General features: G+C 37.4%; 23 protein-coding genes. 6 read left to right on the top strand and 17 right to left on the bottom strand.

Annotated features, from left to right (window positions below; genetic code table 11):
* Positions 1-99: 99 nt before the first annotated feature.
* The 17 genes from K7G93_RS00350 to K7G93_RS00270 all read right to left on the bottom strand — a co-directional run bounded on the left by K7G93_RS00350 (position 100) and on the right by K7G93_RS00270 (position 19,652).
* Positions 100-1,125 (bottom strand): DUF6630 family protein, encoded by a 1,026-nt coding sequence (locus K7G93_RS00350; RefSeq protein WP_224046020.1) that lies wholly within the window; start codon positions 1,123-1,125, stop codon positions 100-102.
* Positions 1,126-1,185: 60 nt separating this feature from the next.
* On the bottom strand, positions 1,186-1,647 hold the full coding sequence (locus K7G93_RS00345) for a hypothetical protein (protein WP_226690216.1): 462 nt from the start codon (positions 1,645-1,647) through the stop codon (positions 1,186-1,188).
* A 198-nt stretch (positions 1,648-1,845) separates the two neighbouring features.
* Positions 1,846-4,050 carry a helicase-related protein gene (locus K7G93_RS00340; RefSeq protein WP_228400390.1) on the bottom strand — a complete coding sequence of 735 codons (2,205 nt, stop codon included), beginning with the start codon at positions 4,048-4,050 and terminating at the stop codon, positions 1,846-1,848.
* Positions 4,031-5,035 (bottom strand): HamA C-terminal domain-containing protein, encoded by a 1,005-nt coding sequence (locus K7G93_RS00335; protein WP_226690214.1) that lies wholly within the window; start codon positions 5,033-5,035, stop codon positions 4,031-4,033. The genes K7G93_RS00340 and K7G93_RS00335 overlap by 20 nt, the downstream gene beginning before the upstream one ends.
* 89 nt (positions 5,036-5,124) lie before the next feature.
* Positions 5,125-9,018, bottom strand: a complete 3,894-nt coding sequence (gene purL, locus K7G93_RS00330; protein WP_226690213.1) for a phosphoribosylformylglycinamidine synthase — start codon at positions 9,016-9,018, stop codon at positions 5,125-5,127.
* A gap of 242 nt (positions 9,019-9,260) precedes the next feature.
* Entirely contained in the window at positions 9,261-9,560 is a 300-nt protein-coding gene (gene fis / locus K7G93_RS00325; RefSeq protein ID WP_005723276.1) for a DNA-binding transcriptional regulator Fis, read from the bottom strand.
* Positions 9,541-10,539: a tRNA dihydrouridine synthase DusB gene (gene dusB / locus K7G93_RS00320; protein WP_049214295.1), complete on the bottom strand. Its 999-nt coding sequence runs from the start codon at positions 10,537-10,539 to the stop codon at positions 9,541-9,543. Before dusB ends, fis begins: the two co-directional genes overlap by 20 nt.
* Positions 10,540-10,780: 241 nt before the next feature.
* Complete coding sequence (gene prmA / locus K7G93_RS00315; protein WP_115322317.1) at positions 10,781-11,662, bottom strand: 50S ribosomal protein L11 methyltransferase; 882 nt, start codon at positions 11,660-11,662, stop codon at positions 10,781-10,783.
* Between the two features lie 200 nt (positions 11,663-11,862).
* A complete protein-coding gene (gene panF / locus K7G93_RS00310; protein ID WP_049214299.1) occupies positions 11,863-13,296 on the bottom strand; it encodes a sodium/pantothenate symporter in 1,434 nt (477 codons plus the stop codon).
* A complete protein-coding gene (locus K7G93_RS00305) occupies positions 13,296-13,550 on the bottom strand; it encodes a YhdT family protein (protein WP_226690212.1) in 255 nt (84 codons plus the stop codon). Before K7G93_RS00305 ends, panF begins: the two co-directional genes overlap by 1 nt.
* Positions 13,551-13,619: 69 nt before the next feature.
* Positions 13,620-14,966 (bottom strand): acetyl-CoA carboxylase biotin carboxylase subunit, encoded by a 1,347-nt coding sequence (gene accC, locus K7G93_RS00300; RefSeq protein ID WP_115322314.1) that lies wholly within the window; start codon positions 14,964-14,966, stop codon positions 13,620-13,622.
* Between the two features lie 96 nt (positions 14,967-15,062).
* On the bottom strand, positions 15,063-15,527 hold the full coding sequence (gene accB, locus K7G93_RS00295) for an acetyl-CoA carboxylase biotin carboxyl carrier protein (RefSeq protein WP_160531176.1): 465 nt from the start codon (positions 15,525-15,527) through the stop codon (positions 15,063-15,065).
* A gap of 158 nt (positions 15,528-15,685) precedes the next feature.
* Positions 15,686-16,138, bottom strand: coding sequence for a type II 3-dehydroquinate dehydratase (gene aroQ / locus K7G93_RS00290; protein WP_049214307.1), 453 nt, complete (start codon positions 16,136-16,138; stop codon positions 15,686-15,688).
* Between the two features lie 72 nt (positions 16,139-16,210).
* Positions 16,211-17,197: an o-succinylbenzoate synthase gene (gene menC, locus K7G93_RS00285; protein ID WP_049214309.1), complete on the bottom strand. Its 987-nt coding sequence runs from the start codon at positions 17,195-17,197 to the stop codon at positions 16,211-16,213.
* Positions 17,198-17,199: 2 nt separating this feature from the next.
* Positions 17,200-17,361 carry a hypothetical protein gene (locus tag K7G93_RS00280; protein WP_191135085.1) on the bottom strand — a complete coding sequence of 54 codons (162 nt, stop codon included), beginning with the start codon at positions 17,359-17,361 and terminating at the stop codon, positions 17,200-17,202.
* A 66-nt stretch (positions 17,362-17,427) separates the two neighbouring features.
* A complete protein-coding gene (gene menB, locus K7G93_RS00275) occupies positions 17,428-18,285 on the bottom strand; it encodes a 1,4-dihydroxy-2-naphthoyl-CoA synthase (RefSeq protein ID WP_115322311.1) in 858 nt (285 codons plus the stop codon).
* A 125-nt stretch (positions 18,286-18,410) separates the two neighbouring features.
* On the bottom strand, positions 18,411-19,652 hold the full coding sequence (locus tag K7G93_RS00270; protein ID WP_226690211.1) for a DUF2254 domain-containing protein: 1,242 nt from the start codon (positions 19,650-19,652) through the stop codon (positions 18,411-18,413).
* 252 nt (positions 19,653-19,904) lie between these two features.
* On the opposite strand from K7G93_RS00270, the gene glyQ reads away from it, so the two are divergent.
* The 6 genes from glyQ (at position 19,905) to glyS (ending at position 24,868) form a co-directional block, all read left to right on the top strand.
* Positions 19,905-20,807 (top strand): glycine--tRNA ligase subunit alpha, encoded by a 903-nt coding sequence (gene glyQ, locus K7G93_RS00265; protein ID WP_049214312.1) that lies wholly within the window; start codon positions 19,905-19,907, stop codon positions 20,805-20,807.
* A 29-nt stretch (positions 20,808-20,836) separates the two neighbouring features.
* Positions 20,837-21,100: a hypothetical protein gene (locus K7G93_RS00260; RefSeq protein WP_191135088.1), complete on the top strand. Its 264-nt coding sequence runs from the start codon at positions 20,837-20,839 to the stop codon at positions 21,098-21,100.
* 15 nt (positions 21,101-21,115) lie between these two features.
* The gene (locus K7G93_RS00255) at positions 21,116-21,739 is read left to right on the top strand and encodes a glutathione S-transferase N-terminal domain-containing protein (protein WP_224046009.1); all 624 of its coding nucleotides are present in this window, start codon (positions 21,116-21,118) and stop codon (positions 21,737-21,739) included.
* A 16-nt stretch (positions 21,740-21,755) separates the two neighbouring features.
* Positions 21,756-22,142: a lysozyme inhibitor LprI family protein gene (locus K7G93_RS00250; protein WP_224046008.1), complete on the top strand. Its 387-nt coding sequence runs from the start codon at positions 21,756-21,758 to the stop codon at positions 22,140-22,142.
* 119 nt (positions 22,143-22,261) lie between these two features.
* Entirely contained in the window at positions 22,262-22,771 is a 510-nt protein-coding gene (locus K7G93_RS00245) for a hypothetical protein (protein WP_224046007.1), read from the top strand.
* A 27-nt stretch (positions 22,772-22,798) separates the two neighbouring features.
* Entirely contained in the window at positions 22,799-24,868 is a 2,070-nt protein-coding gene (glyS, locus tag K7G93_RS00240) for a glycine--tRNA ligase subunit beta (RefSeq protein WP_224046006.1), read from the top strand.
* Positions 24,869-24,874 lie beyond the last annotated feature (6 nt).

Raw genomic sequence — 24,874 nt, 5'->3', positions numbered from 1 at the left:
TTATTGATAAAAGAGGAAAATATCAGAGAAAGAAAAGTGCGGTCATTTTTCACCAACTTTTTAACACATACAAAGCAAAAGAGATTTTTATCGCTCTAGTTAAAAAGGCACAATATCCAAATCTAACACTCTTGCTAGCTGTAAAATCCGCTTTTTATCTCGCTGTTTACAAACGAATAAGCAATATGAGTCTTGTTCTGTTTCAATATTTAACAACGTATAGTCACTCTTTTGCTCTAAACGCTCGACAATTTCATAAGGTTCAAGCGCTTTTTTCGGTAATTTGAATTTTTTACCAATCACGTCTGATAAGTATTCGCTTAACTCTTCATTATCAATACGCCAATCCGTATCAAACGCTGTTAACATTGGTAGCAATAAGAAGCGATAGCTTAAAAATACTAATTCAGGTTTATCGCCTTCCGCTGCATAGCCTTGTTCGACTAAATCCAGTAAGCATTTTTCAGGCTCCTCTTGAATTTGTTGATAACGTTTTTTAAATTCCTCTTTATCATGAACATTTAATAAAGTAGTGAACTCATGCAACGCTTCTGTAATGTCAATTGGTTCTGCTGCATCAATATCTAATTTTTCGCACATAAAATCGACAGCTTCTTCAAGTAATTGCAGATAAGCATGATAAGTGTCCTGACTTGGATCTAGCAACTGGCTATTACGCATTTCTTTGAACAGATTGCCCGTTGTTGGTGAGGTATAAAGCAACTCCATATCATCCTTACCTTCATGATTTTGGCAAGGTATGCAAATAAAAGTGACATATTCTGTATTATGATATTTCTTCAATGCTGGATTTAACGGAGAAAAGAAATTGAATTTAATCGCAAAAAATCGCCAATTGCCTCCCTCAATCATCTCCGCAGGACTAGGTGGTGTGATATTCGCCTTGCTCATCAGTTCTTCAAGGGGCGTATAAAAATCCTCATAGCCTGCTTGCGTTAAAAAATGACTAGCCAAATTTTTCGTCGCTTCTGGAATATCTTCAGGGTAATAATAATATTGTGCCTTTAGCGCCATACCAAATGGTGATTTAGCGAAATAAAAACGATATTGGCAATGTTGTAAAACATAGTCTTCAATCTTTTTTAGCTTTTCGATGAGTGTCATTTTGCTCCCCGTTAAAAAATGCGGTCAAATTTATCAAAATTCCTACCGCACTTTACTAGCTTAAAAATATATATCAACATAATCAGTCACAGGATCACAAGGGTTCTCCATTTGTTGTAAACGCCAATACTTGCGTTTTCCCGTTGCTCGGAATTCATACGTACCCTGTCGTGTACATGCTTTACCGTTATTAATATGATCAACACGTGTGACAATTTCTCCTGTAAAAAGAAACGCTTTTTCATCAATCACCTTAATTTTGCCAAATAAAGAGACAAAATTCCCATTTAACTCTTGTATCCCTTCAATGCTTAACCCATCGGCATCTCTTAAAATATCCACTGAGCCAAACGTTTCCCAACTCACCCACTGTAAAGAAAGTTTGTGCTTTCCAATCAATTTATTTTCAATTTTAGTTATTTGCTCTGGCGTGAATAACTGAGATTGAGCATTGACACTTAACCAACAAAGACTTCCCAAAAGAACAACATATAGGGACTGGAGGTATTGACGTTTTTTCATAAATAAAATCCTAATAAAAGCAAAAATAGCTTATTTATTATACGATAGTATTGATTAAAAAGCGGTTATTTTTGAAATATGTTGTTGATCGCAGTTGTTCATGTTGTGGTTTCTGAGGAGTATTTGACATTCTAGAGAAAAGGAAAAGGCACTCGTGAAACTCAAGCACCAATGGATAATCTACTATAGGCCCAATTATTATCTAATTTTGATGTTTAAGTTCTCTTCAAATTTTTCTTTCTCATAATCAATAAGGTCTATCTTATTAAAAAAATCTTGTTTATTAATTTCTGATATAATTTTATCCTCATCCAAATTTGCACTACATACTTTCTCTATTTTTTTTATTGCAGAAATGGGTATTCCTAGTTCTAATAGTATAGATAAATTGTCTTGAATAAAATCATTTTCTAGCATCTTAGCATAATATGAATAATTACCAGGAGATATATTATATTCATTCGCAACTAGCTTTTGCAATTCATTACATGTTGAAAGCCATTTTGGGATTTTGTATTGTATCCAATGCTTCAATGTATGGAAGCATTCCCGAATTGACTTATTAAGTACAATTTCCTCAGAATCAGTATCCTTCTGTTTGTAATATTCAAAGGTATCATTAATTAGTAATCTAAAATCTCTATTTTTTGCATAATTGTGTGTAATAGTGACAAGTTTACCAATAGTCATTGGTTTAGTTGTTTCACCTTCAATGATTAAATTCTCCCAAGATAATCTTAATACATATCTTAATTGTTCATACGTTGGAATGCCTGACCATACAATAAAACTTTCATCTTTTATAATATCACTTCTTAGCTTTTCTATTATTTTTCTTTGCCCTAATACGCTAACACCATTTTTTTTAATAATCTCTCTCTCTTTTTGGGGAATGTTAGAAATATCAATATATTGCTTTGTATCTTTTCTAATAATATCTTTATCCTCTAATTGAATTAATACTTCATCAGAGATAGGATCTTGTTGAAAAAAAGGAAAATCTATATGTATATTTTCTTTTTCTGGTATAGGTGAGAAATTATATATATTCCCCACATAATGAACCATCATTCTTCCCGACCTTCCTTTAATGTTAGAATAATCAAAAAAATCAATATTCCTACCTCCTTTTTTATTGTCAAAGTATATTATATTTTTTGCACTAGCATTCACTCCCTCAATAATTGTAGATGTACAAAATAGATATTTTATTTTATTATTATTAAAGTAGTTTATGGTTGATGAATTAACATGTTTAGGTAAAGTTCCATCATGTATTCCTATATCATAAGATAATAAATTATATAAGTTCCATTTTTTATTTATATTGATTTCAATCCATTCTTTAATAGAATAAGTATGATTACTAATTAAAGCATTATTTTCGATAAGATACTGATAAAAACCCCAAGACAATGAATTAACTCTATTTGGAGAGGAACAATAAATTATAGTTTGCTCATCTTTTAACCTTTCCAGTAGTTTAAAAAGAGCTAATTTTTTTGACTCATATTTTTTACCACGATTACTATTTCCAAAGCCTTCAGGGTAATCTTCATAAACATTAATTGATATTATATTTACCAATGAATAATCTGTTTTATAAAAAATAGCATTATATTTTTCTTCAAAAGATTTAGGAATACTATTTATATTAGGTCCTAACATATAAAATTTTGGTCTAAATTTATTCCATAGATTATAAAATGCTGTATTTAAAGAGGATGACCTTTCATCATCTCTCTTTCCACTTATTTTATAAAATTCATCGACAATTAAGAGATCCACATCTTCGAAATCATCATATTCATTAACTCTTTCTGCAGTAAACAGAAATATGTTCCTGCTAGTGGATCTTTGAGATGTTCTGACTATTATCTTATATTTTTGATTATAGGAAATTAACTTTTTTCTGGTTTCATCAAGTAAAGCTAATGTTGGTTGAATTATTACTATATTTGAAAACTTATCTGAGGCAATTAGCTCTTCAATTAGTAAACTTTTTCCAAAACTTGTTGGAGCGCTTAATATAAGGTTTTTCTTTTCCAAAAATGACAATACTTTTAATTGCTCTTCATGCAGGTACTTATCTTTTAGGTTTTCAGATTTATGCATACCTGCTCTTATATCTCCCAATATGTTTTTATTTAACTTAGTAGATATTCTATTTAAATATGGATAAAACCCCATTAGCTCAATAAGATCACTCCACATATTAATTGTGCCAATATGAATTTTATTCCAGTTATCTAGAGCTAATATAGTAAGCAATCTAGCATCTTCAAATTCAGAATTATTGAATAATCTAGAGCAATACTGAGCTAATAAAAAAGAATTATCAAATGATAATTTTTCTTCTGTATTTAGTATATTTATATAGTCTTTAAGCAGATTGTTGTGCATATAATTTATTATGTAATAGTGTTAGTAGTTCTTTCTTAGACTTTATAGGAAATAAAAGTAATATTATATTTAGATTTCCTTTATCAGGTTGACCAATCTCTTGAGGGAGTTTTGATAACTCTTCATCAAAGTAAGATTTTAACTCCCTTACTTCTTTCTCATACTCATCGATAAATTCTTTGTCGTTATAAGGTTTATTATATAGGCTAGACTGATAGGTACAGAGCAGGGGAATTGTCACAGATTTTAAGAAATCTTGTAATCTTAATTTTTGGTTTTGAACATCTTCTAATTTCTTAACTATGATATCTTTCTTTTTTAAGAAGTCCTTATACGCATCTTTAGTATTTAAATCACTATACTCGCTTTCACTAGGAAAAGATGTCATTTTTTTATTGATTAATGTAATTTCTCTATTCAAAAAGTCTTTAGAAAAGTGAGATTTAATATCTTTTATAAGCTCCTTTATTCCTAAATGCCCCGCACTACCTTTACTTCTATGATACAGTTTAGACTCTCCCAAATACAATGAATCCCCATCACCACTCGGATCTGGGCCAATATGAACTAGATCAAATCCATGAACTGTCATACCGTCTGAGTCTTTAAAATAAATCTTAGATAATAAAGGTAATGTTTTTACAAAATCTCGAGATAACACATGTAAGATAAGCTCCCCAAACTCGCCTCTCTTCAAATATTTATTGTGAGTATCATCATCTTCATCATTTAAACATGTTCCTGCATCAATATATGTTTTCTTATAATTAATATAATGATCTATATTATAAATAGATTTTGCTGCCTCTTTAAGTTTGCGACGATCGTATGTCTTCAATATTCCAGTATGATAGCCAAAGGCAAAATCAACAAGCGAATCTAAAAGAATGTCTGATAATTCTTCATCACAATATTTCCCCATATCAAATACTACAAAATATGTTTTAAGCCCAACCTCAGAAATATGTTCTGTAATAATGCTCATTATTTTAAATCACCTATATAATTAAGGATAATAGATGGCTTTACCTATTACCCTTTGATTTCATTCAATAGTTTATAACCAACACTTTATTACCCTAAAATCCCCCTCGCATTTCTAAACAATCTCATCCATGCCCCATCTTCACTCCAATCTTCTGGGTGCCATGAGTTAGAAACCGTGCGGAATACTCGCTCTGGGTGTGGCATCATGATGGCGACGCGTCCGTCTTGGTTAGACAATGCGGTGATACCTTCCACTGAACCGTTTGGGTTGGCTGGGTAGATTTCTGTTGGGTTGAGGTTGTTGTCGATGTATTGTGCTACGATTAAGTTTTGATCTTTTAACATCTGTAACTGTTTATCGTGTTTGAACTCGACACGTCCTTCACCGTGGGAAACCGCGATTGGCATATGGGAACCTGCCATACCTTGGAACCAAAGTGAGCTGGTTTCATTAATACGCACTAATGCCGCACGGGCTTCGAAACGTTCTGATTTATTACGCACGAAACGTGGCCAAGCTTCTGTGCCCGGGATAATTTCAGCAAGGTTGGAAACCATTTGGCAACCGTTACACACCCCTAAAGTGAGGGTATTTGGGTTGGCAAAGAATTCACTAAATTGATCACGCAACATTGGGTTAAATAGGATGGATTTCGCCCAACCGCCACCTGCACCAAGTACATCACCATAAGAGAAGCCACCACAAGCCACTAAGGCATTGAACTCTTTTAAGTTGTAGCGAGCATGATGTAAATCGCTCATGTGTACGTCAATCGCTTCAAACCCTGCACGATCAAAGGCAGCAGCCATTTCGTAATGGCTGTTAACCCCTTGTTCACGCAAGATTGCAATACGTGGTTTCTTGCCTGTGGCAATGTAAGGTGCGGCGATATCTTCGTGAATATCGTAGGTTAAATGGGCAGAGAAGCCTTTGTTTTCAGGATCTTTCTTCGCTTCAAATTCTTGATCCGCACATTCTGGGTTATCACGTAAACGTTGCATTTGGTGGGTTAATTCCGCCCAAATACCACGTAATTCAGAACGTTTTTGGCTGAATAATAATTTGGTGCCGCGAGAAATTTCGATGCGATCTTCTGTCGTCACTTCCCCTAATTCTTTAGTTAAGTGGATTAAACCATGTTGTGATAACACCTCACGCACATAGCTTAAATCGGTCTCGCGCACTTGAATCACCGCACCTAATTCTTCGTTGAATAACACCGCAAGATCGCTATCGCCTAATGCGCTGATATGGATCGATAAACCACAGTTACCCGCAAATGCCATTTCCGCAAGTGTCGTGATTAAACCTCCGTCTGAGCGATCGTGGTACGCCAATAATTTTTGCTCTGCCACTAAGGCTTGCATTGCATTGAAGAAGTTTTTCAAGTTTTCAACGTTCACTACATCAGCAGGTTTATCACCCAGTTGTTTATATACTTGAGCAAGTGCGGTCGCACCTAAACGATTCTTACCTTCACCTAAATCAATTAATAATAAACGGCTGTGTCCTTTATCGGTGCGTAATTGTGGTGTAACCGTTTTGCGCACATCTTCTACACGCGCAAAAGCACTGATAACTAAAGATAATGGCGCAGTCACAGTTTTTTGTTCACCATTTTCGTGCCATGTGGTTTTCATTGACATCGAGTCTTTGCCCACAGGGATGGTTAAACCAAGTTGTGGACAAAGTTCTTCACCTACGGCTTTCACTGCTTGGTATAAGCCAGCATCTTCACCTTCGTGACCTGCAGCAGACATCCAGTTCGCCGACAATTTAATGCGCTTGATGTCACCAATGTTAGTTGCTGCAATGTTGGTAATCGATTCTGCTACCGCTAAACGCGCTGAAGCGGGGAAGTCCAATAACGCTACGGGCGCACGTTCGCCCATTGACATGGCTTCACCGTGATAACTATCTAAACTTGCTGTCGTTACTGCACAGTCTGCCACAGGGATTTGCCATGGACCCACCATTTGATCACGCACCACCATACCAGTTACAGAGCGGTCACCGATAGTAATTAAGAAAGTTTTTTCTGCCACCACAGGTAGGCGTAACACACGATGGAACGCTTCTTTTAAGTCAATTTGTGATTGATCTATAGCCGTACCTTCTACGGTTTTTGATTTCACATCACGGGTCATTTTCGGCGTTTTACCCAATAACACATTCATTGGTAAATCGATTGGGTCATTACCGAAATGATCATCGTGTAGGGTTAAATGTTCTTGTTCAGTGGCTTCACCAATCACCGCAAATGGTGCACGTTCACGATCACAAAGTGCGGTAAATAATGCCAATTTTTCAGGAGCAACTGCTAACACATAGCGTTCTTGTGATTCGTTACACCAAATTTCTAACGGGCTCATGCCACGCTCATCGCTTAAAATCTTGCGTAATTCAAATTTACCACCACGCCCACCATCGTGTACTAATTCTGGCATCGCATTTGATAAACCACCTGCGCCGACGTCATGGATAAATAAAATAGGGTTGTCATCACCTAACTGCCAGCAACGATCAATCACTTCTTGACAGCGACGCTCCATTTCTGGGTTATCACGTTGTACAGAAGCAAAATCCAAATCTTCTTTTGATTTACCAGAAGCCATAGAGGAAGCTGCCCCACCGCCTAAACCGATATTCATCGCAGGACCACCTAAGACAATTAATTTTGCCCCTACAGGGATTTCGCCTTTTTGAACGTGTTCTGCACGAATATTACCAATACCGCCTGCTAACATAATGGGTTTGTGATAACCACGTACTTCTTCACCCGCAAAACTATTCACTTTTTCTTCATAAGTACGGAAATAACCTAATAATGCTGGGCGCCCAAATTCGTTGTTAAATGCCGCACCACCTAAAGGTCCTTCGATCATAATATCGAGCGCAGAGGCAATACGATTTGGTTTAGAAACGGGATTTTCCCAAGGTTGCTCAAAACCGGGGATCACTAGGTTAGACACAGAAAAGCCTACTAAACCAGCTTTTGGTTTTGCACCACGACCTGTTGCCCCCTCATCACGGATCTCACCACCAGAACCTGTGGCAGCGCCTGGGAACGGTGAAATCGCAGTTGGGTGGTTATGGGTTTCCACTTTCATTAAGATATGTGCATCTTCATTGTGGTAGCGATACTGCCCATCTTGATCAGGGAAGAAACGTCCGACTTTTGAGCCCTCCATCACCGCAGCATTATCTTTATAAGCAGAGAGAACGTGATCTGGCGTTTTCTCAAACGTATTTTTAATCATTTTAAACAAGGATTTTTCTTGTTTTTCTCCATCGATGATCCAATCTGCATTAAAAATTTTATGACGGCAATGTTCAGAGTTTGCCTGTGCAAACATATAGAGTTCGATATCATTTGGGTTACGCCCAAGTGCAGTGAAATTTTCCACTAAATAATCAATTTCATCTTCTGCTAAAGCCAAACCTAATTCTACATTCGCATTTTCTAACGCTTGACGACCGCCAGTAAGAATATCGACTGTCGTAAATGGCTTCGGTTCTTGTTGGTCAAATAACACTTTCGCATCTTCTGCATTGCGAATAATGCCTTCTAACATTCTATCGTGAATATGCGAAACCAATTTTTGTTGTTCTTCACTCGATAAAGTGCGGTCAAACTCAAAGTAAAATGCAAGACCACGCTCCAAACGATTCACTTTATTTAACCCACAATTATGCGCAATGTCTGTTGCTTTTGATGACCAAGAAGAAATTGTCCCAATACGAGGGATCACGATGAAACATTCTCCTACAGGTTCATGTTCAGCGAGCGTTGGTCCATAATGCAATAACTGCTCTAACTTCGCCGTTTCTTCTTCTGTTAAGCCTTCGGTTAAATGAGCAAAATGTAAATATTCTGCATAACAAGATTTCACAGGCAAAGTAGATTTTTGGAAAGTCATTGCCAATTGATTTAAGCGAAATTCAGAAAGTGCAGGAGAACCACGAAAAATTTGTAACATAGGATTAGCCCTGTTGAGTAAAATAAATTGAAAAAGTTGTAGGCTATTATAAAGGAAATTTTATCGAAACGAAAACGTTTGCGTAGATATTTATATGTAGAGAGATAAGCATTCAAGTGCGGTCAAATTTGACAACATTTCAACATAAATAGAATTGTCATAAAGCAAAAATATATATAGAAAAAGGCGAACCCAAGTCCGCCTTATCTAACTAACAAATTAGTCAAAAATACACTGGTTAATTAACCCATACCGTATTTTTTTAGTTTCTTACGTAAAGTTCCACGGTTAATGCCTAACATTGTTGCCGCACGAGTTTGGTTACCACGTGTATATTGCATAACCATATCCAGCATAGGGTGTTCAACTTCCGCTAATACCAATTCATAAAGCTCATTTACATCTTGGCCATCTAATTGCGACAAATAATTTCGCAATGCTTGTTTCACTGAATCGCGTAATGGTTTATTTGTTACCTGAGATTGTGAATTTAACACTGATACTGTCAATGCATCAGCTGGATTACGTTGTTGTTCTAACATTTTTTTCTTTATCCATCAGAATCAAATTAAAAAAATCTTCTAAAGCAATCAATTGTTCTTTGGGATCAGTAATTGCATTAAAAGCCTGTCTAAAAACGGGATTAGCTTGAATTCCCTGTAAGTACCAAGCAACGTGTTTACGTGCAATACGACATCCTTTGTCTGCACCATAAAAATGATGGAGGTCTTGGATATGCTGTAAAATCACATTACATTTCTCGTTTAAACTTGGCTCTAAAACAATCGAGTCTTTTTCAATTAAGCCTTCCATCACTTGGAAAAGCCACGGATTGCCTAATGAACCACGTCCGATCATTATTGCATCTGCGTTGGTATAGTTGAGAACATACTTTGCTTTTTCAACAGAAGTAATGTCGCCATTAGCTATGACAGGAATGGAAATTTGTTGTTTAACCGCTTTGATATTGTCATATTCAGCTTCCCCCTCGAACATACAAGTCCTTGTTCGTCCGTGGATAGTTAAAGCTTGAACACCACACTGCTCTGCAATTCTAGCGATTTCGACACAATTCCGGTTATCTCGATCCCAACCAGTCCTTATTTTTAAGGTTACTGGTACATGAACAGCATTAACAACAGCATCAAGAATACGTTTAACCAAATCAGGATATTGTAAAAGTGCAGAGCCAGCCATTTTACGATTCACTTTTTTGGCAGGACAGCCCATATTGATATCAATAATTTCTGCCCCATACTCGACATTAACTTGAGCAGCTTTCGCCATTTCATCAGGATCACAACCTGCTATTTGCACAGCATTAATCCCTGCCTCTTGGTGATGAGCCAAACGCAGTTTCGATTTTTCTGTATGCCAAACTTGTGGATTCGTTGACATCATTTCGGAGAAAGTTAAACCTGCACCATAATGAGCACAGATTCGCCGAAAAGGTTGATCAGTAATACCCGCCATTGGAGCTAAAAGAATGCGATTTTTAAGTTGATAAGAACCTATTCGCATTTACTACCTCTCAAATATCATAAATCCGGATATTGTTAGTTTGACACCCACCCTAACCGACAAGGGTCGCTATAATACGCACTTTTGCTTCATTTGCAAAGCATATTTTTTATACAAAAAGCATTTTTTTGATATTTTTTGATTTTTATTAAAAATGCAACCGTTTCCTTGATTAAAATTTAAATAAAACTTGACAATTTATTGTTCAGATTAAATTTTATACTCAATTATAATACTATTATCAATTTAGTTGTCCTGTAATCCGACACCATTCGTCACGTTCTTGTACAGGTTCTAACGTAAATTTTTGTGCATAAGTGTCACAAACAGAAGGTGCCTGTGTAGATAAAATGCCAGACAAGCCTAAAACCCCATTTGGTTTAACTAGTTGATTAATCACAGGATAAAGTGTTTTTAATGGACCCGCGAGGATATTTGCTACAACTACATCCGCTTTTAAATCTGCAGGTTTATCATCAGCTAAAAATAACTGTAGGCGCTCTGCTACACCGTTTTGTTCTGCATTATTACGGCTAGCGAGAATAGCTTGTGGGTCAATATCAATGCCAATTGCATGCTTAGCCCCTAATTTCAAGGCTGCAATAGCAAGAATTCCCGAACCGCAACCAAAATCAATAACGGTTTTATTGGTTAAATCTAAACCATCTAACCATTCTAAACACAATGCAGTGGTCGGATGTGTTCCCGTTCCAAAAGCAAGCCCTGGATCAAGCATCACATTGACGGCATTTTCATCAGGTACCTCACGCCAACTTGGACAAATCCATAAGCGTTTGCCAAATTGCATTGGATGAAAATTATCCATCCACTCTCGTTCCCAATCTTTATCTTCGATTTGTTCAATCTTGTAAGCTGAGTTTTCATTAAGGTAATGTTCTGCCTTCAACAATTCTACAATCTGCTGCATATCAGTTTCAGCATCAAATAAAGCAACGACATCCGTATTGCCCCATAAACGTGTTTCGCCTGGTAATGGCTCAAAAATAGGTGTATCTTGACTATCCATGAAAGTGACAGATACTGCACCAATTTCGTCTAAATAATCACTCATGGGTTCTGCTTGTGTATTTGTGCTATTAATTCGGATTTGGACCCAAGCCATACTCTTTTCCTTTATTCAATTTATGATGTTCTTTCTAGTTACTTGAATATAACAATCTTTAACCTATTTAGTCATAAACTCAATCATATTAAGCAATAACGACGTAGGTTATAAAATAAGTTGTATACAAAACTAATTATTTCAGTCTAGCGACTTTCTTCTTTGAGAGTAAAGAAAGCCACTTATTTCGACTCAATATGTTAAGGCTTCATTACCCTCTTCTCACCCATCTTATTGCCGACTAAAAAGGCGACTAGTCCAAAAACTAATGAAGGCACAATCGCATGAAAATTAAAGAGTTTAATTGAGAATGAAGTGAGTAAAATATAAGTTGTTAAACCAATCACCATTGAGCTTATTGCACCATAAGCATTGGCCTTATCCCAATATAACCCAAGGATAATAACCCATAAAAATGCAGCTTCTAATCCACCAAAAGCAAATAAATTGAGCCAAATAATCATATCTGGTGGATTTAGTGCAGCAAGAATTAAAAGTGCCGTCAATGTGAGCGTAATTAAGGAAGATAACCAACCAATTTTACGCTGATTCTGAGCCATTTCAGGTTTAGCTGATAAATAGAGATCTTTTACAAAGATCGATGAAGATTGAATTAATTGGGCATCAATAGTCGACATGATAGCTGACATTGGTGCTGCTAAAAAGATACCAGCCACAATAGGAGGCAGTACCTGTAGCATTAAACTTGGAATAACCTGATCTGGAATAGTTAAATCAGGTAAAATGACACGACCCAATGCACCCGATAAATGCATCCCTAGCATAATAATACTCAGTACGGCGGTACCAATTAACATACCACTATGTAAAGCCTTACTATCTTTAAAAGCCATACAACGTACTGCGGTATGAGGTAAGCCAACTACACCAAAACACACCAGAATCCAAAAAGAGGCCATAAATTGAAAATCAAGCATTTCATTCGGGCCATAAGGACTGACTAAATCAGGGTTGATTTCTGTTAATTTTTGTACCGCACTTTCAACGCCACCAGCAGCATAGATAACACCACCGAGTAGAATCAATGTTCCAAAAATCATCACTGTGCCTTGAATTGTATCTGTTAAGACAACAGCACGAAAACCACCAATAAAAGTATAAATCCCAACTGTCAAAGCAAAAATGAATAATGCTGTACGATAATCAATACCAATAGTACTTTCTAACAAACGTGCACCACCAATAAACTGCACTGTCATCGCTGCGAAAAAGGCAATAAGTAAGGCAATACTTGCGACCCAAACTAAATATTTATTTTTATAACGATGAAGCAATAAGTCGTTAATCGTTAATGCTTTACTTTCACGTGAAAGCAGTGCAAATTTTTTACCTAAAGCACCTAACGCAAGCCACACTGCTGGTACCTGGATCATAGCAAGCAATACCCAACCTAAACCAAACTTATATGCAGCACCTGGCCCACCAATAAATGAACTTGCACTGGCATAGGTTGCTGCAGTTGTCATAGCAAGTACAAATCCTGTCATAGAACGGCTACCAACATAATACTCTGTTAAAAAGTCGCCTCTTTGACGTTTCACATAAGCATAAACGGCTGCACCAAAAACGAAAGTTAAATAAATGATTAATGGGAGTACAATACCTAAATTCATTATTGTTTCTCCTCTTGTTTTGGATCTAAATTGATATCTTGATAGATAATTTTAATTACCCAGTAAGCAACCACAATAAATAAGATAGGCAGATAAATACAAGCTAATTCAAACCATAGAGGAAAGCCAATAGGACCTAGAGTTTCTTTTGGTAAATAAGCACATAAGCACCAGCCAATAACATATAAGATTGTTAAGCCTAATGCCCAACGAGCTTCCTTTGTAGCTTGTTTATAACGAAAATTTTTGCTCATAACATCATCCATATATATAAAAAAAAGTGGAAAAAATCCACTTTTTTGTTTCACACTTACGTGATTTAATTAATCACGCATACCTAATTTCTTCTCAAGGTAGTGAATATTTGTACCACCTTGCTGGAAATTTTCATCGGCTAAAATTAATTCGTGTAATGGAATATTGGTTTTAATGCCACTAATAATGGTTTCACCTAATGCATTTTGCATACGGCGAATAGCCACCTCACGTGTATCTCCATACGTGATTAATTTAGCAATCATTGAATCATAATGTGGAGGAACAGTATAACCTGCATAAACATGTGAATCCCAACGAACGCCTAATCCACCTGGTGAATGTAAATGTTCTACTTTGCCAGGTGAAGGTAAGAAGGATTTTGGATCTTCTGCATTGATACGGCATTCCATAGCATGTCCACGTACTTTGACATCTTCTTGCTTAATTGACAATGGTAAACCTGCAGCAATGCGTAACTGTTCTTTGACTAGGTCTACGCCTGTAATCATTTCTGTTACAGGGTGCTCAACTTGAATACGCGTGTTCATTTCAATGAAATAGAATTCGCCATTTTCATATAAGAATTCAAATGTACCTGCGCCACGATAACCAATTTCAATACACGCTTTGGCACAGCGTGTTCCAATATCACGACGTACTTCTTCTGAAATACCAGGTGCAGGTGCTTCTTCTACTACTTTTTGATGGCGACGTTGCATTGAGCAATCACGTTCGGCTAAATAAATCGCATTACCATGGGTATCTGCAAGGACTTGAATTTCAATATGGCGTGGATTTTCTAAATATTTTTCCATATATACCATGTCATTATTAAACGCAGCTTTCGCTTCTGCTTTTGTCATGGCAATTGATTCTTCTAGCGCTGATTCATCACGAACTACACGCATACCGCGACCACCGCCACCACCAGAAGCTTTGATAATTACAGGGTATCCAATACGCTTTGCAATTTCTTTATTTTTTGCCATATCAGAGCCAACTGGACCACCAGAACCTGGTACACAAGGAACACCCGATTTTTTCATTGCCTCAATAGCTGATACTTTATCGCCCATTAAACGAATGACATCTGCTGTAGGTCCAATAAAGACAAAACCTGAACGCTCTACTTGTTCAGCAAAGTCTGCATTTTCAGATAAAAAACCATATCCAGGATGAATAGCATCCGCACCAGTAACTTCAGCAGCTGCAATAATAGCAGGAATATTAAGATAACTTTTAGTTGAGGGCGCAGGACCAATACAAACCGTTTCATCTGCAAGTAAAACATGTTTTAATTCACGATCTGCTGTGGAATGCACTGCAACAGTTTTAATACCTAACTCTTTGCAAGCACGCAAAATACGCAGTGCAATTTCACCACGATTGGCAATAATAACTTTCTCTAACATAAGAAAATTCCACTTGTGAGTAAAATGGCAAAAAGATCACCATTTAAAATAAGCTAATTAGAAAATAAGCGAATGAACATTCGCTTATTGGATTTATTATTCGATGATAATGAGTTTTTGATCGAATTCAACAGCTTCGCCATCATTGGTTAAAATAGCTTTCACTACACCAGCTTTGTCAGCTTCAATACGGTTCATCATTTTCATAGCTTCGACAATACAAAGTGCATCACCCACTTTCACTGTTTGACCAACTTCAACAAATGGCTTCGCTTCAGGGCTTGGGCTACGATAAAAAGTACCTACCATTGGTGAGCGAATCGCATGACCTGTCACAGTCTCACTTGTTGCAGAAGCAACTGGGGCTGGCTCAGTTGGTGTAACAGCTGCTGGTGCTGGAGCACTCACTGGTGCTTGTACAGGTACAGTATATTGCACAGCCGCTGGAGCAACAGAACCGCGATTAATACGAACTGATTCCTCTCCTTCAGAGATTTCCAATTCCATAATGCCCGACTCTTCTACTAATTCGATCAGTTTTTTAATTTTACGAATGTCCATAATCTATGTCCTAAATTATTATTTTTTGACCGCACTTTATATAACTAAAGTGTAATATTTAAGTGCAAGTTGGTTAATTCTACATCTCGTGCGAGAGATTACATGAAAAAGAGTAACTTGGCGATAAAATTCTGCAAATTTACGCTATTTTCTTAAATCTAACGCGTTTTTAATAAGAAATCTCGTGCAAACTGTAATGCAAATTCATATCCTTGAGCACCACAGCCACAAATGACACTTTCTGCGATATCACTAAAATAAGAATGATGTCGGAAAGGTTCACGCTTATGAATATTAGAAAGATGCACTTCAACAAAAGGAATCGCAACCGCTAATAACGCATCACGCAGTGCAACACTAGTATGCGTAAACGCTGCAGGATTGATAATAATAAAATCAATTTGTTCAAAACTTTGATGAATTTTGTCAATCAACTTTTCTTCGCTATTAGACTGGAAACAGATTAGTTGCAATTGATATTGCTTTGCTAACTCGTATAGATTCTGTTCAATAGTAGACAAAGATAAACTACCATAATGTTTAGGTTCTCTCGTCCCTAGCATATTCAAGTTTGGACCATTTAATAGCAAAATTCGTGGTGTTTGCGACATAATGTCTTCCTAATTTTAAACTTAAAAAATTATAACTATTTTTTTTAAAATAGCAGTAAGTAGGTGGTCTTATCAGTCAATTAATATAGGTTCTACAAACTCGGAATCCAACCCAACTAACGGTAAACTTGAACCTTGCCATGGGCGTACTAATTGATAGTCCATCAAATCTAAAGTATCTAAACCAGGGATTGTGTTAGGCGTATATTGCTGTGCGATACGCGCTAATTGAGTTAAGCCTAAACTGCTTTCCAGCGAAGAGCTAATCACTGCTTTTAGGCCACATTGATGTGCTTGTTCAATTAACTGGATACAATATTGTAACGAACCAATTAAGGTAGGTTTAATCACAATCGCGGCTAAATGTGGTTGTTTTTCCACTCGAAAATCTGGCTCACGTACTGTTTCATCCCAAGCAATAGCAATTCCTGTATCTTGTGCAAATTGCAAACTCTCTATAGGGGTTTTGCAAGGTTCTTCTAAAAATTGAATACGAGCCCGATGTTCTGGCTTCACATATTTAGCAAACATTTGTGCTTTTGCAGGTGTCCAACTGCGGTTAGCATCAAGTCGCAAATACAAGTCAGGAATCGCCTCAAGCAACATATCCGCAATCAATCCATCACGATTTGCTTCATACATGCCTACTTTTATTTTAGCGACTTTTTCCCCCTGCATTTGATTAAGTGGTTCATAAAGCTCATCTGGATCACCATAACAAAGTGGGGCAACTTGGTAATTTCCGTCCTTATTTAGTTGTCCTTTCATTTCTGCAAAAGCACAACTTAGCCCAAATGCTACTGAAGGATATACATTTTCTAAGGGTAATTTCCCGACTGTCTTCGTCCATGTTTTTAACCATGTGATAGTTTGTTCAAGCGCCTGCTCTAGGGTTTCTTGACTAAATTCAGGCAGTGGCGCTATTTCTCCCCACCCTTGTTCATCATCACAACAAACTTGCACTAAGATCCCTTCGCGCTTTTTTAAAAAGCGATTACGCAAAATCAGCTGGCTATCAACAGGAATTGAATACTTATATAAATGAAATGTTCTAACCATTATTATTGTTCACAAATTCTCGTCACTTCATTATAGTGACCACCATAATCGAGACATCTATCTTTGGCATCATTGCTTAACACGAACATCCCACCTGCAAACAACGCAATGACTGCAAATATCATAATTAAGCTATAAAAGAATATTTTTTTCCAAGAAAACATAGACTTCATTCCTTATGTATTGAAAAGTGCGGTTAAAATTTAGCAAATTTTAACCACATCAGATTATTATGGGTTACGTTTAAACTTACTAAAATCAGGCGCACGTTTCTCATTAAACGCATTACGCCCCTCTTGTCCTTCTTCTGTCATATAAAACAACATTGTTGCGTTCCCTGCCAATTCTTGTAACCCAGATTGACCATCACAGTCTGCATTCAAGGCGGCTTTTAAGCAACGTAATGCGATCGGGCTGTTACGTAACATTTCACGACACCAACGTACTGTTTCTTTTTCTAAATCAGCGTAAGGTACAACCGTATTTACTAATCCCATTTCTAATGCTTCTTTGGCATCGTATTGACGGCATAAAAACCAAATTTCACGTGCTTTTTTCTGACCCACAATGCGCGCCATATAACTTGCTCCCCAGCCGCCATCAAATGACCCCACTTTCGGACCTGTTTGACCGAAAATAGCATTTTCAGCGGCAATCGTTAAGTCACAAATCATATGTAACACATGGCCACCACCGATTGCATAACCTGCAACCATCGCAACCACTGGTTTTGGACAAGTACGAATATCACGTTGGAAATCCAATACATTTAAGTGATGTACACCACTGTCATCTTTATAACCGCCATAATCACCACGTACTTTTTGATCTCCACCTGAACAGAAAGCCTTTTCCCCCTGCCCAGTTAAAACAATCACACCAATCTTTTCATCAAAACGCGCATCAGAAAAAGCTTGAATCATTTCTTTCACTGTTTGAGGACGAAAAGCATTACGCACTTCAGGGCGATTAATCGTAATCTTTGCAATCCCATCGGTGGATTTATGGTAAAGAATATCTGTATAACCTTGGCTACAATCTAGCCATTCAATTGGTGAATAAAGTACATCATCTTTTGGATTTTGCATCGTAATTTCCTTTAAGTTGATTCCATATTTAAAAAATTGCGGTCATTATAGCGGAACTTTTAGTCGTTCGTCATAAATTCTTTGACCATATAATATTTACTATATTAACGAGTTATTGCATTTGCTTACTTAAATAAATTTTGGTGTTTTTCCGTTAAAAGTTGAATATCAGCCTGCAAAGTCAATGCATGAGATGCACGTTCAAAAGCTTGTTTTGCCATTATAAAGGCTGCGGCTGATACGTCTTTATCTGGGGCATTTCGCCAAATACTAGCTAATACTTTTTGCATAACTAAATTAACTTCTAAAATAGCCGCACCATCTCGTGAAATAGGTGAAAATGCATCACGAATCCATTCATTGCAATCTAATGAAATGATAGATAGCCGATCATACTCTAAACCATCTGCTTGTTGTTCATCTTCTTTTTCGACCAGCAGTCCCATCATTATGGCCATAATATTAATAGCCGTACCAGGATCATTAACCGCAGGAGAGAGTGCACGTTGTGCCGCTTCACTTAATACAATGAATCCCCAACTTGGATCCTGTTCAAAAGTACGTCCTTTAGCAAAAATAAAACATTGCCGTAAGTCTTCTAATTCAACATCATTTTGCGCCTCGACCTCGCACAATAAGGTGTCTGGAGAAATCAACTCACCTGGGCGTACATAAATATGAATATAACCGTCTATTGCTTCTGCTTTCCGTTGTAAACTTTGCATATCAATATGAGTTAAATATCCACTCGATAATGCCTCAACCTGTTTTGTTTGCTTACTCAATACATGAGTAGATGATGCCCCCATCATTGGAGAAAGACGATATTGTCGTAATGCTTTTTGAGTGACTTGCTCAATTTTTTCCAATGTATTGCCTAATCGCCCTAATTGAGACAAGGTATAAACCCAACGAATCAGTGTAATAATCAAATACAATAACACTGCAATCGTACTAATAAATAAAATAAATCGTCCATTTTGAGCATAAAACGCCATACCTAACGCCGTTTTGGCAATGATAGCGTAAATAAAAGCACAAATAAAACTTGTAATTGCAGTACGTGTTGTACTATCTCCCATCACTAAATCTGTCGCACGCGGTGTCGCACCACTAGACGCTGAAGCAAAAGCAGAAACCATGATAGATAAAGAGAAAGTTGTCACTGCTAACATACTTGATGCAATCACATTCAGTAAACTTTCTACCGTCTCTTGCTCAATATTAGGTAATGTCCCGACTTCAATAGTTCTTGCACCTAAACGTAAAGAAAATACAAAAATAGCAGTGACTAATGCCCAAGTCGCTGCTGTAACCCATAATTTATTACTTGGTTTCTTCAATGCAAGTAGCCATTTATAGTTCATTCCTTATTCCTTTTTATATAAATTAAACCCCTGTTCAGTGTACATTAAAACAACAAAATCAACATACCTTCACGAATAAAAACAGCAAAAAATCATCTGTAATCTGATTGCTATTTAAGACTTTCTTTTCAAAGTGAGTACAACCCTCGACTAATCAAGAGAATACTCTTTATCCATCATCTACTTTCCCCTATAATAGGATGCATTTTTCGTTCTATTTTTAACCTTATTTTATTTAATAAAGAAAACATTATGACAACATTTGATGTAAAAACCTTCCAAGGTATGATTCTTGCCCTACAAGATTATTGGGCAAAACAAGGGGCAACAATCGTTCAACCATTTGATATGGAAGTGGGTGCGGGTACTTCACATCCAATGACCGCACTTCGTGCCTTAGGTCCAGAGCCAATGGCGTTTGCTTATGTGCAACCATCACGTCGTCCAACTGATGGTCGTTACGGCGAAAACCCAAACCGTTTACAACACTACTATCAGTTCCAAGTAGTTATCAAGCCATCACCAGATAACATTCAAGAACTCTATTTAGACAGCTTAAAAATGCTCGGCTTCGACCCAACGCAAAACGACATCCGTTTCGTTGAGGATAACTGGGAAAACCCAACGTTAGGCGCTTGGGGCTTAGGCTGGGAAGTCTGGTTAAATGGTATGGAGGTCACTCAATTTACTTATTTCCAACAAGTGGGTGGTTTAGAATGTAAACCTGTCACAGGGGAAATCACTTACGGTTTAGAGCGTTTAGCCATGTATATTCAAGGCGTAGACAGCGTGTACGATCTTGTTTGGTCTGATGGTCCACTCGGCAAAACTACCTATGGCGACGTATTCCACCAAAACGAAGTGGAACAATCTACCTACAACTTTGAATACGCAAATACTGATTTCTTATTCTACTGCTTCGATCAATACGAAAAAGAAGCAAGCGAATTATTAGCGTTAGAAAAACCGTTACCATTACCCGCTTACGAACGCATTTTAAAAGCGGCTCACAGCTTCAACTTATTAGATGCGCGCAAGGCAATCTCAGTAACCGAACGCCAACGCTACATTTTACGCATTCGTGCCTTAACCAAAGGTGTGGCTGAAGCTTACTACGCAAGCCGCGAAGCGTTAGGTTTCCCGGGTTGTAAATAAAGTGCGGTCAGTTTTTAGGAGTTTTCGAGATGAGCAAAGCGGTTTTATTCTTCGCTAACCTCTGCCCAGATACAACAGCATTTGTGGCAGAATTAAATCGCTTAAATGTGGAATATGAAGCGGTAGAAATTATGTCTTCAATGGCGAATTTCAAACGTTTCTTAAGATTGCGTGATAATCATTCTGCATTTGAACAAGCAAAAGCAAATGGTTATATCGGTATTCCCGCTTTATTACTAGCAGACGAGCAAGTCATTTTAGATATCAACCAGTTACAGCACGTTTTCGGCTAAAAATTAGGAGCAAAAATGAAACTCTGGCATTCAAACACTAGCCCTTATGTACGCAAAGTGATGGCGGTGATTAAACATCATAAGCTTGAAGATCTAATTGAATTACAAACCATTCAATCATCTTTTGATCCAAACTCGCCCCATAACCAAGATAATCCACTTGGACGAGTCCCAGCGTTACAACTGGATAACGGCGAGTGGCTGTATAACAGCCATGTGATTTGTGAATATCTCGATCATCTCGGTGCACAAAATCAGCCAGAGCGTCATTTACTGCCTTGCGACAGCCAACGTTGGAAAGTATTGCAACTGCACGCATTAACTGACGGCATTATGGAAAACACCTTGCCAATTATTTCCGAACGTTTGCTCCGCCCTGAAAATGAATGGTGGACAGCTCGTCATCAACAATTAACTGAGCGCAATATTCGTAGCTTCAAAGAATTGGAACGTTACCTTGCGCAATTTGGTGATGAATTAAATCTCGGCACAATTTCTGCAGTCTGCTTAATTGATTGGTATGCCTTACGCGGCGAAAAACTCGGCGTGAATCTTCACGAAATCACACCGCACTTAGTTGAGTGGGCAGTGAGGATGAACGAAAAATATTCTGAATTAAAGACAACTCAGCCACATTAACAAAGAGGAACATAATATGAAACTACGTCATTTTTTATTCTCTACAATATGCTTGGTTCCAATGAGTTCAATGGCAAGTGATGCTTGTAATCATTTTACAACATCTTATGACCGCACTTATTGCTCTGCAAAACTATTCTTAGAATCAGATAAAGAGTTAAACGAAGTCTATAAAGGATTAAAAAAACAGCTGAAACCAAATACAGCGAAATCTCTAGTACAAACGCAACGCGATTGGTTGAAATATCGTGATTCAGCTTGTGAAAAAGATGGCACAATTAATGTAGATTGCAATTACGAAGTGAATAAAGAACGTACCGAATATTTACGTGACCGCTTACGAGAATGTAAAACAGGAAATTGCCGAGATAGCGATATTATCCGCCACGCTTGGGAAAATTAGCCTCCTGAAAAAGGCACTCGTTAAGAAACGAGCGCCATCAAGGGTAATAGCAAAAATAGGTTTGGATTGTGAAATAAAAGCTGTTTTGCAAATTTTTTATTCCTAAATTTGGAAAGTGTATGAAAAAATTATCATCTATTTTATTTATTGGTATCCTTCTCTCCGCATGTTCAATGAGTGATATGGAAAGACGTGCTTTATATGCAGAACACTATTCACAATCGGATGAGTATGTTGCTCAATTTGCCAAAAAGATTGAAGGACTATCAGTTGAACAACTTGCTATCAATGGGGCAAAGAAAGATAAAGCGAAAATGAATGGTAAAACACATATGCCATTAGGAAGATATTTATATATTGAGGATGTCAAAGCTATAAAAAATCAAGTTATTTATGAGTATTCAATTGAACAAGTATGGTGGAATAGTTTAAACAACACTGAACAAAGTACTACTCTGAATAATATGCAAAAAGATTTAATTTATCGCACTTGTTCTTTGAAAACCGTAGCATTAGCCCAAGCAAAAGGTTTAGAAGAAAGTCACCGATATTATTATGATTATGCGAATAAATTATTGGCGTTTGAATTAAAAACCAATAAAAAAGTTTGTACAGAAAATGGGTTTTAAAAGATAAAAGTTAATTAGAGAAACAAAATGACAACACAAAACTTCCTCGCCGAGATCGGCACTGAAGAGTTGCCACCGAAGGCGCTCAAGAAATTAGCAACTGCATTTGCAGAGAACGTGGAATTAGAGTTAAACCAAGCGGGTTTAACCTTTGACAAAGTAGAATGGTTTGCGGCGCCACGTCGTTTAGCGGTGAAAGTGTTTGGTTTAGCCACTAGCCAACCAAGCAAGCAAATTGAAAAACGTGGTCCTGCGGTATCTGCGGCATTTGATGCTGAAGGTAAACCGACTAAAGCAGCTGAAGGTTGGGCGCGTGGTTGTGGGATCAGCGTTGAACAAGCTGAACGCATTGCGACTGATAAAGGTGAATGGTTAGTTCATCGTGCAACTATCGAAGGTCAACCAACCAAAAATCTACTTAAAGATATCGTTGCAAATGCATTAGCAAAATTACCTATTCCAAAACCAATGCGTTGGGCGGACAAAACTGTACAATTTATTCGCCCTGTTCACACTGTAACGATGTTACTTGGTGATGAATTAATCGAAGGCGAAATTTTAGGTGTCGCAAGTGGTACAACAATTCGTGGTCACCGCTTCCTTGGTGAGCGTGAATTCCAAATTTCACACGCAGATCAATACCCTGCGCTATTAAAAGAAAAAGGCTCAGTAGTGGCTGATTTCAATGAGCGTAAAGCGTTGATTTTGGCAAAAGCACAAGAAAAAGCGACCGCACTTGGTGGTGTGGCTGATATTGAAGAAGACTTACTTGATGAAGTGACTTCACTTGTGGAATATCCAAATGTATTGGCAGCGAAATTTGAAGAGCGTTTCCTTGCCGTGCCTGCGGAAGCGTTAGTTTACACTATGAAAGGCGACCAAAAATATTTCCCAATTTATGACAAAGATGGAAAATTATTACCGCACTTTATTTTTGTCTCGAACATCAACCCTGAAGATCCAAGTAAAATCATCGAAGGGAATGAAAAAGTGGTTCGCCCACGTTTAACCGATGCGGAGTTCTTCTTCAAAACTGACTTAAAACAACGTTTAGAAGATCAATTACCACGCTTAGAAACCGTATTATTCCAACAACAACTTGGTACATTACGTGATAAAACCGCTCGCATTGAACAACTTGCAGGTGAAATTGCGAAACAAATCGGTGCAGATGAAACTAAAGCAAAACGTGCAGGCTTATTATCAAAATGTGACTTAATGACTAATATGGTGTTTGAGTTTACTGATACGCAAGGCGTAATGGGTATGCATTATGCACGTCATGATGGTGAAGATGAAGAAGTGGCTGTAGCATTGAACGAGCAATATATGCCACGTTTTGCGGGCGATGAATTGCCAAAATCCTTAGTGGCAAGTGCAGTAGCATTAGCAGATAAATTTGACACATTGACAGGTATTTTTGGGATCGGTCAACAACCAAAAGGTAGCGCAGACCCATTTGCTTTACGTCGTGCGGCATTAGGTGTGTTACGTATTATTGTTGAGAAAAATCTACCACTCGATCTTGAAGAAATTGTGAAAAAATCAGCCGCACTTTTCGGCGACAGACTCACAAATGCAAACGTTGTAGAAGAAGTTGTCGACTTTATGCTTGGTCGTTTCCGTGCATGGTATCAAGATGAAGGTATTGCAGTGGATGTGATTCAATCAGTCTTAGCACGTCGTCCAACCAAACCATCAGATTTTGATGCCCGTGTACGTGCAGTATCACACTTCCGAACGTTAGAAGCTGCAGAAGCTTTAGCAGCAGCAAATAAACGTGTAAGCAATATTTTAGTGAAAGTGGAAGGGGAATTACCGGCAAATATTGATGTGGCATTATGCGTGGAAGCAGCAGAGAAAGTGTTAGCAGAACAAGTCATCACATTACAAGCTGAATTAGCGCCATTATTTGCTAACGGCGAATACCAAGCTGCATTAGACCGCTTAGCTGCATTACGTGAGCCAGTGGATATCTTCTTCGATAACGTAATGGTGAATGCTGAAGATCAACAATTACGCCAAAACCGTTTAGCTATCCTAAACAATTTACGTAATTTATTCTTACAAGTAGCAGATATTTCGCTATTACAATAACCACTA

The organism is Pasteurella canis, from assembly GCF_020810675.1.
GTDB lineage: Bacteria > Pseudomonadota > Gammaproteobacteria > Enterobacterales > Pasteurellaceae > Pasteurella > Pasteurella canis.
Note: the sequence above shows the minus strand (reverse complement) of the source record. Positions and strands in the feature narration are given on the sequence as shown.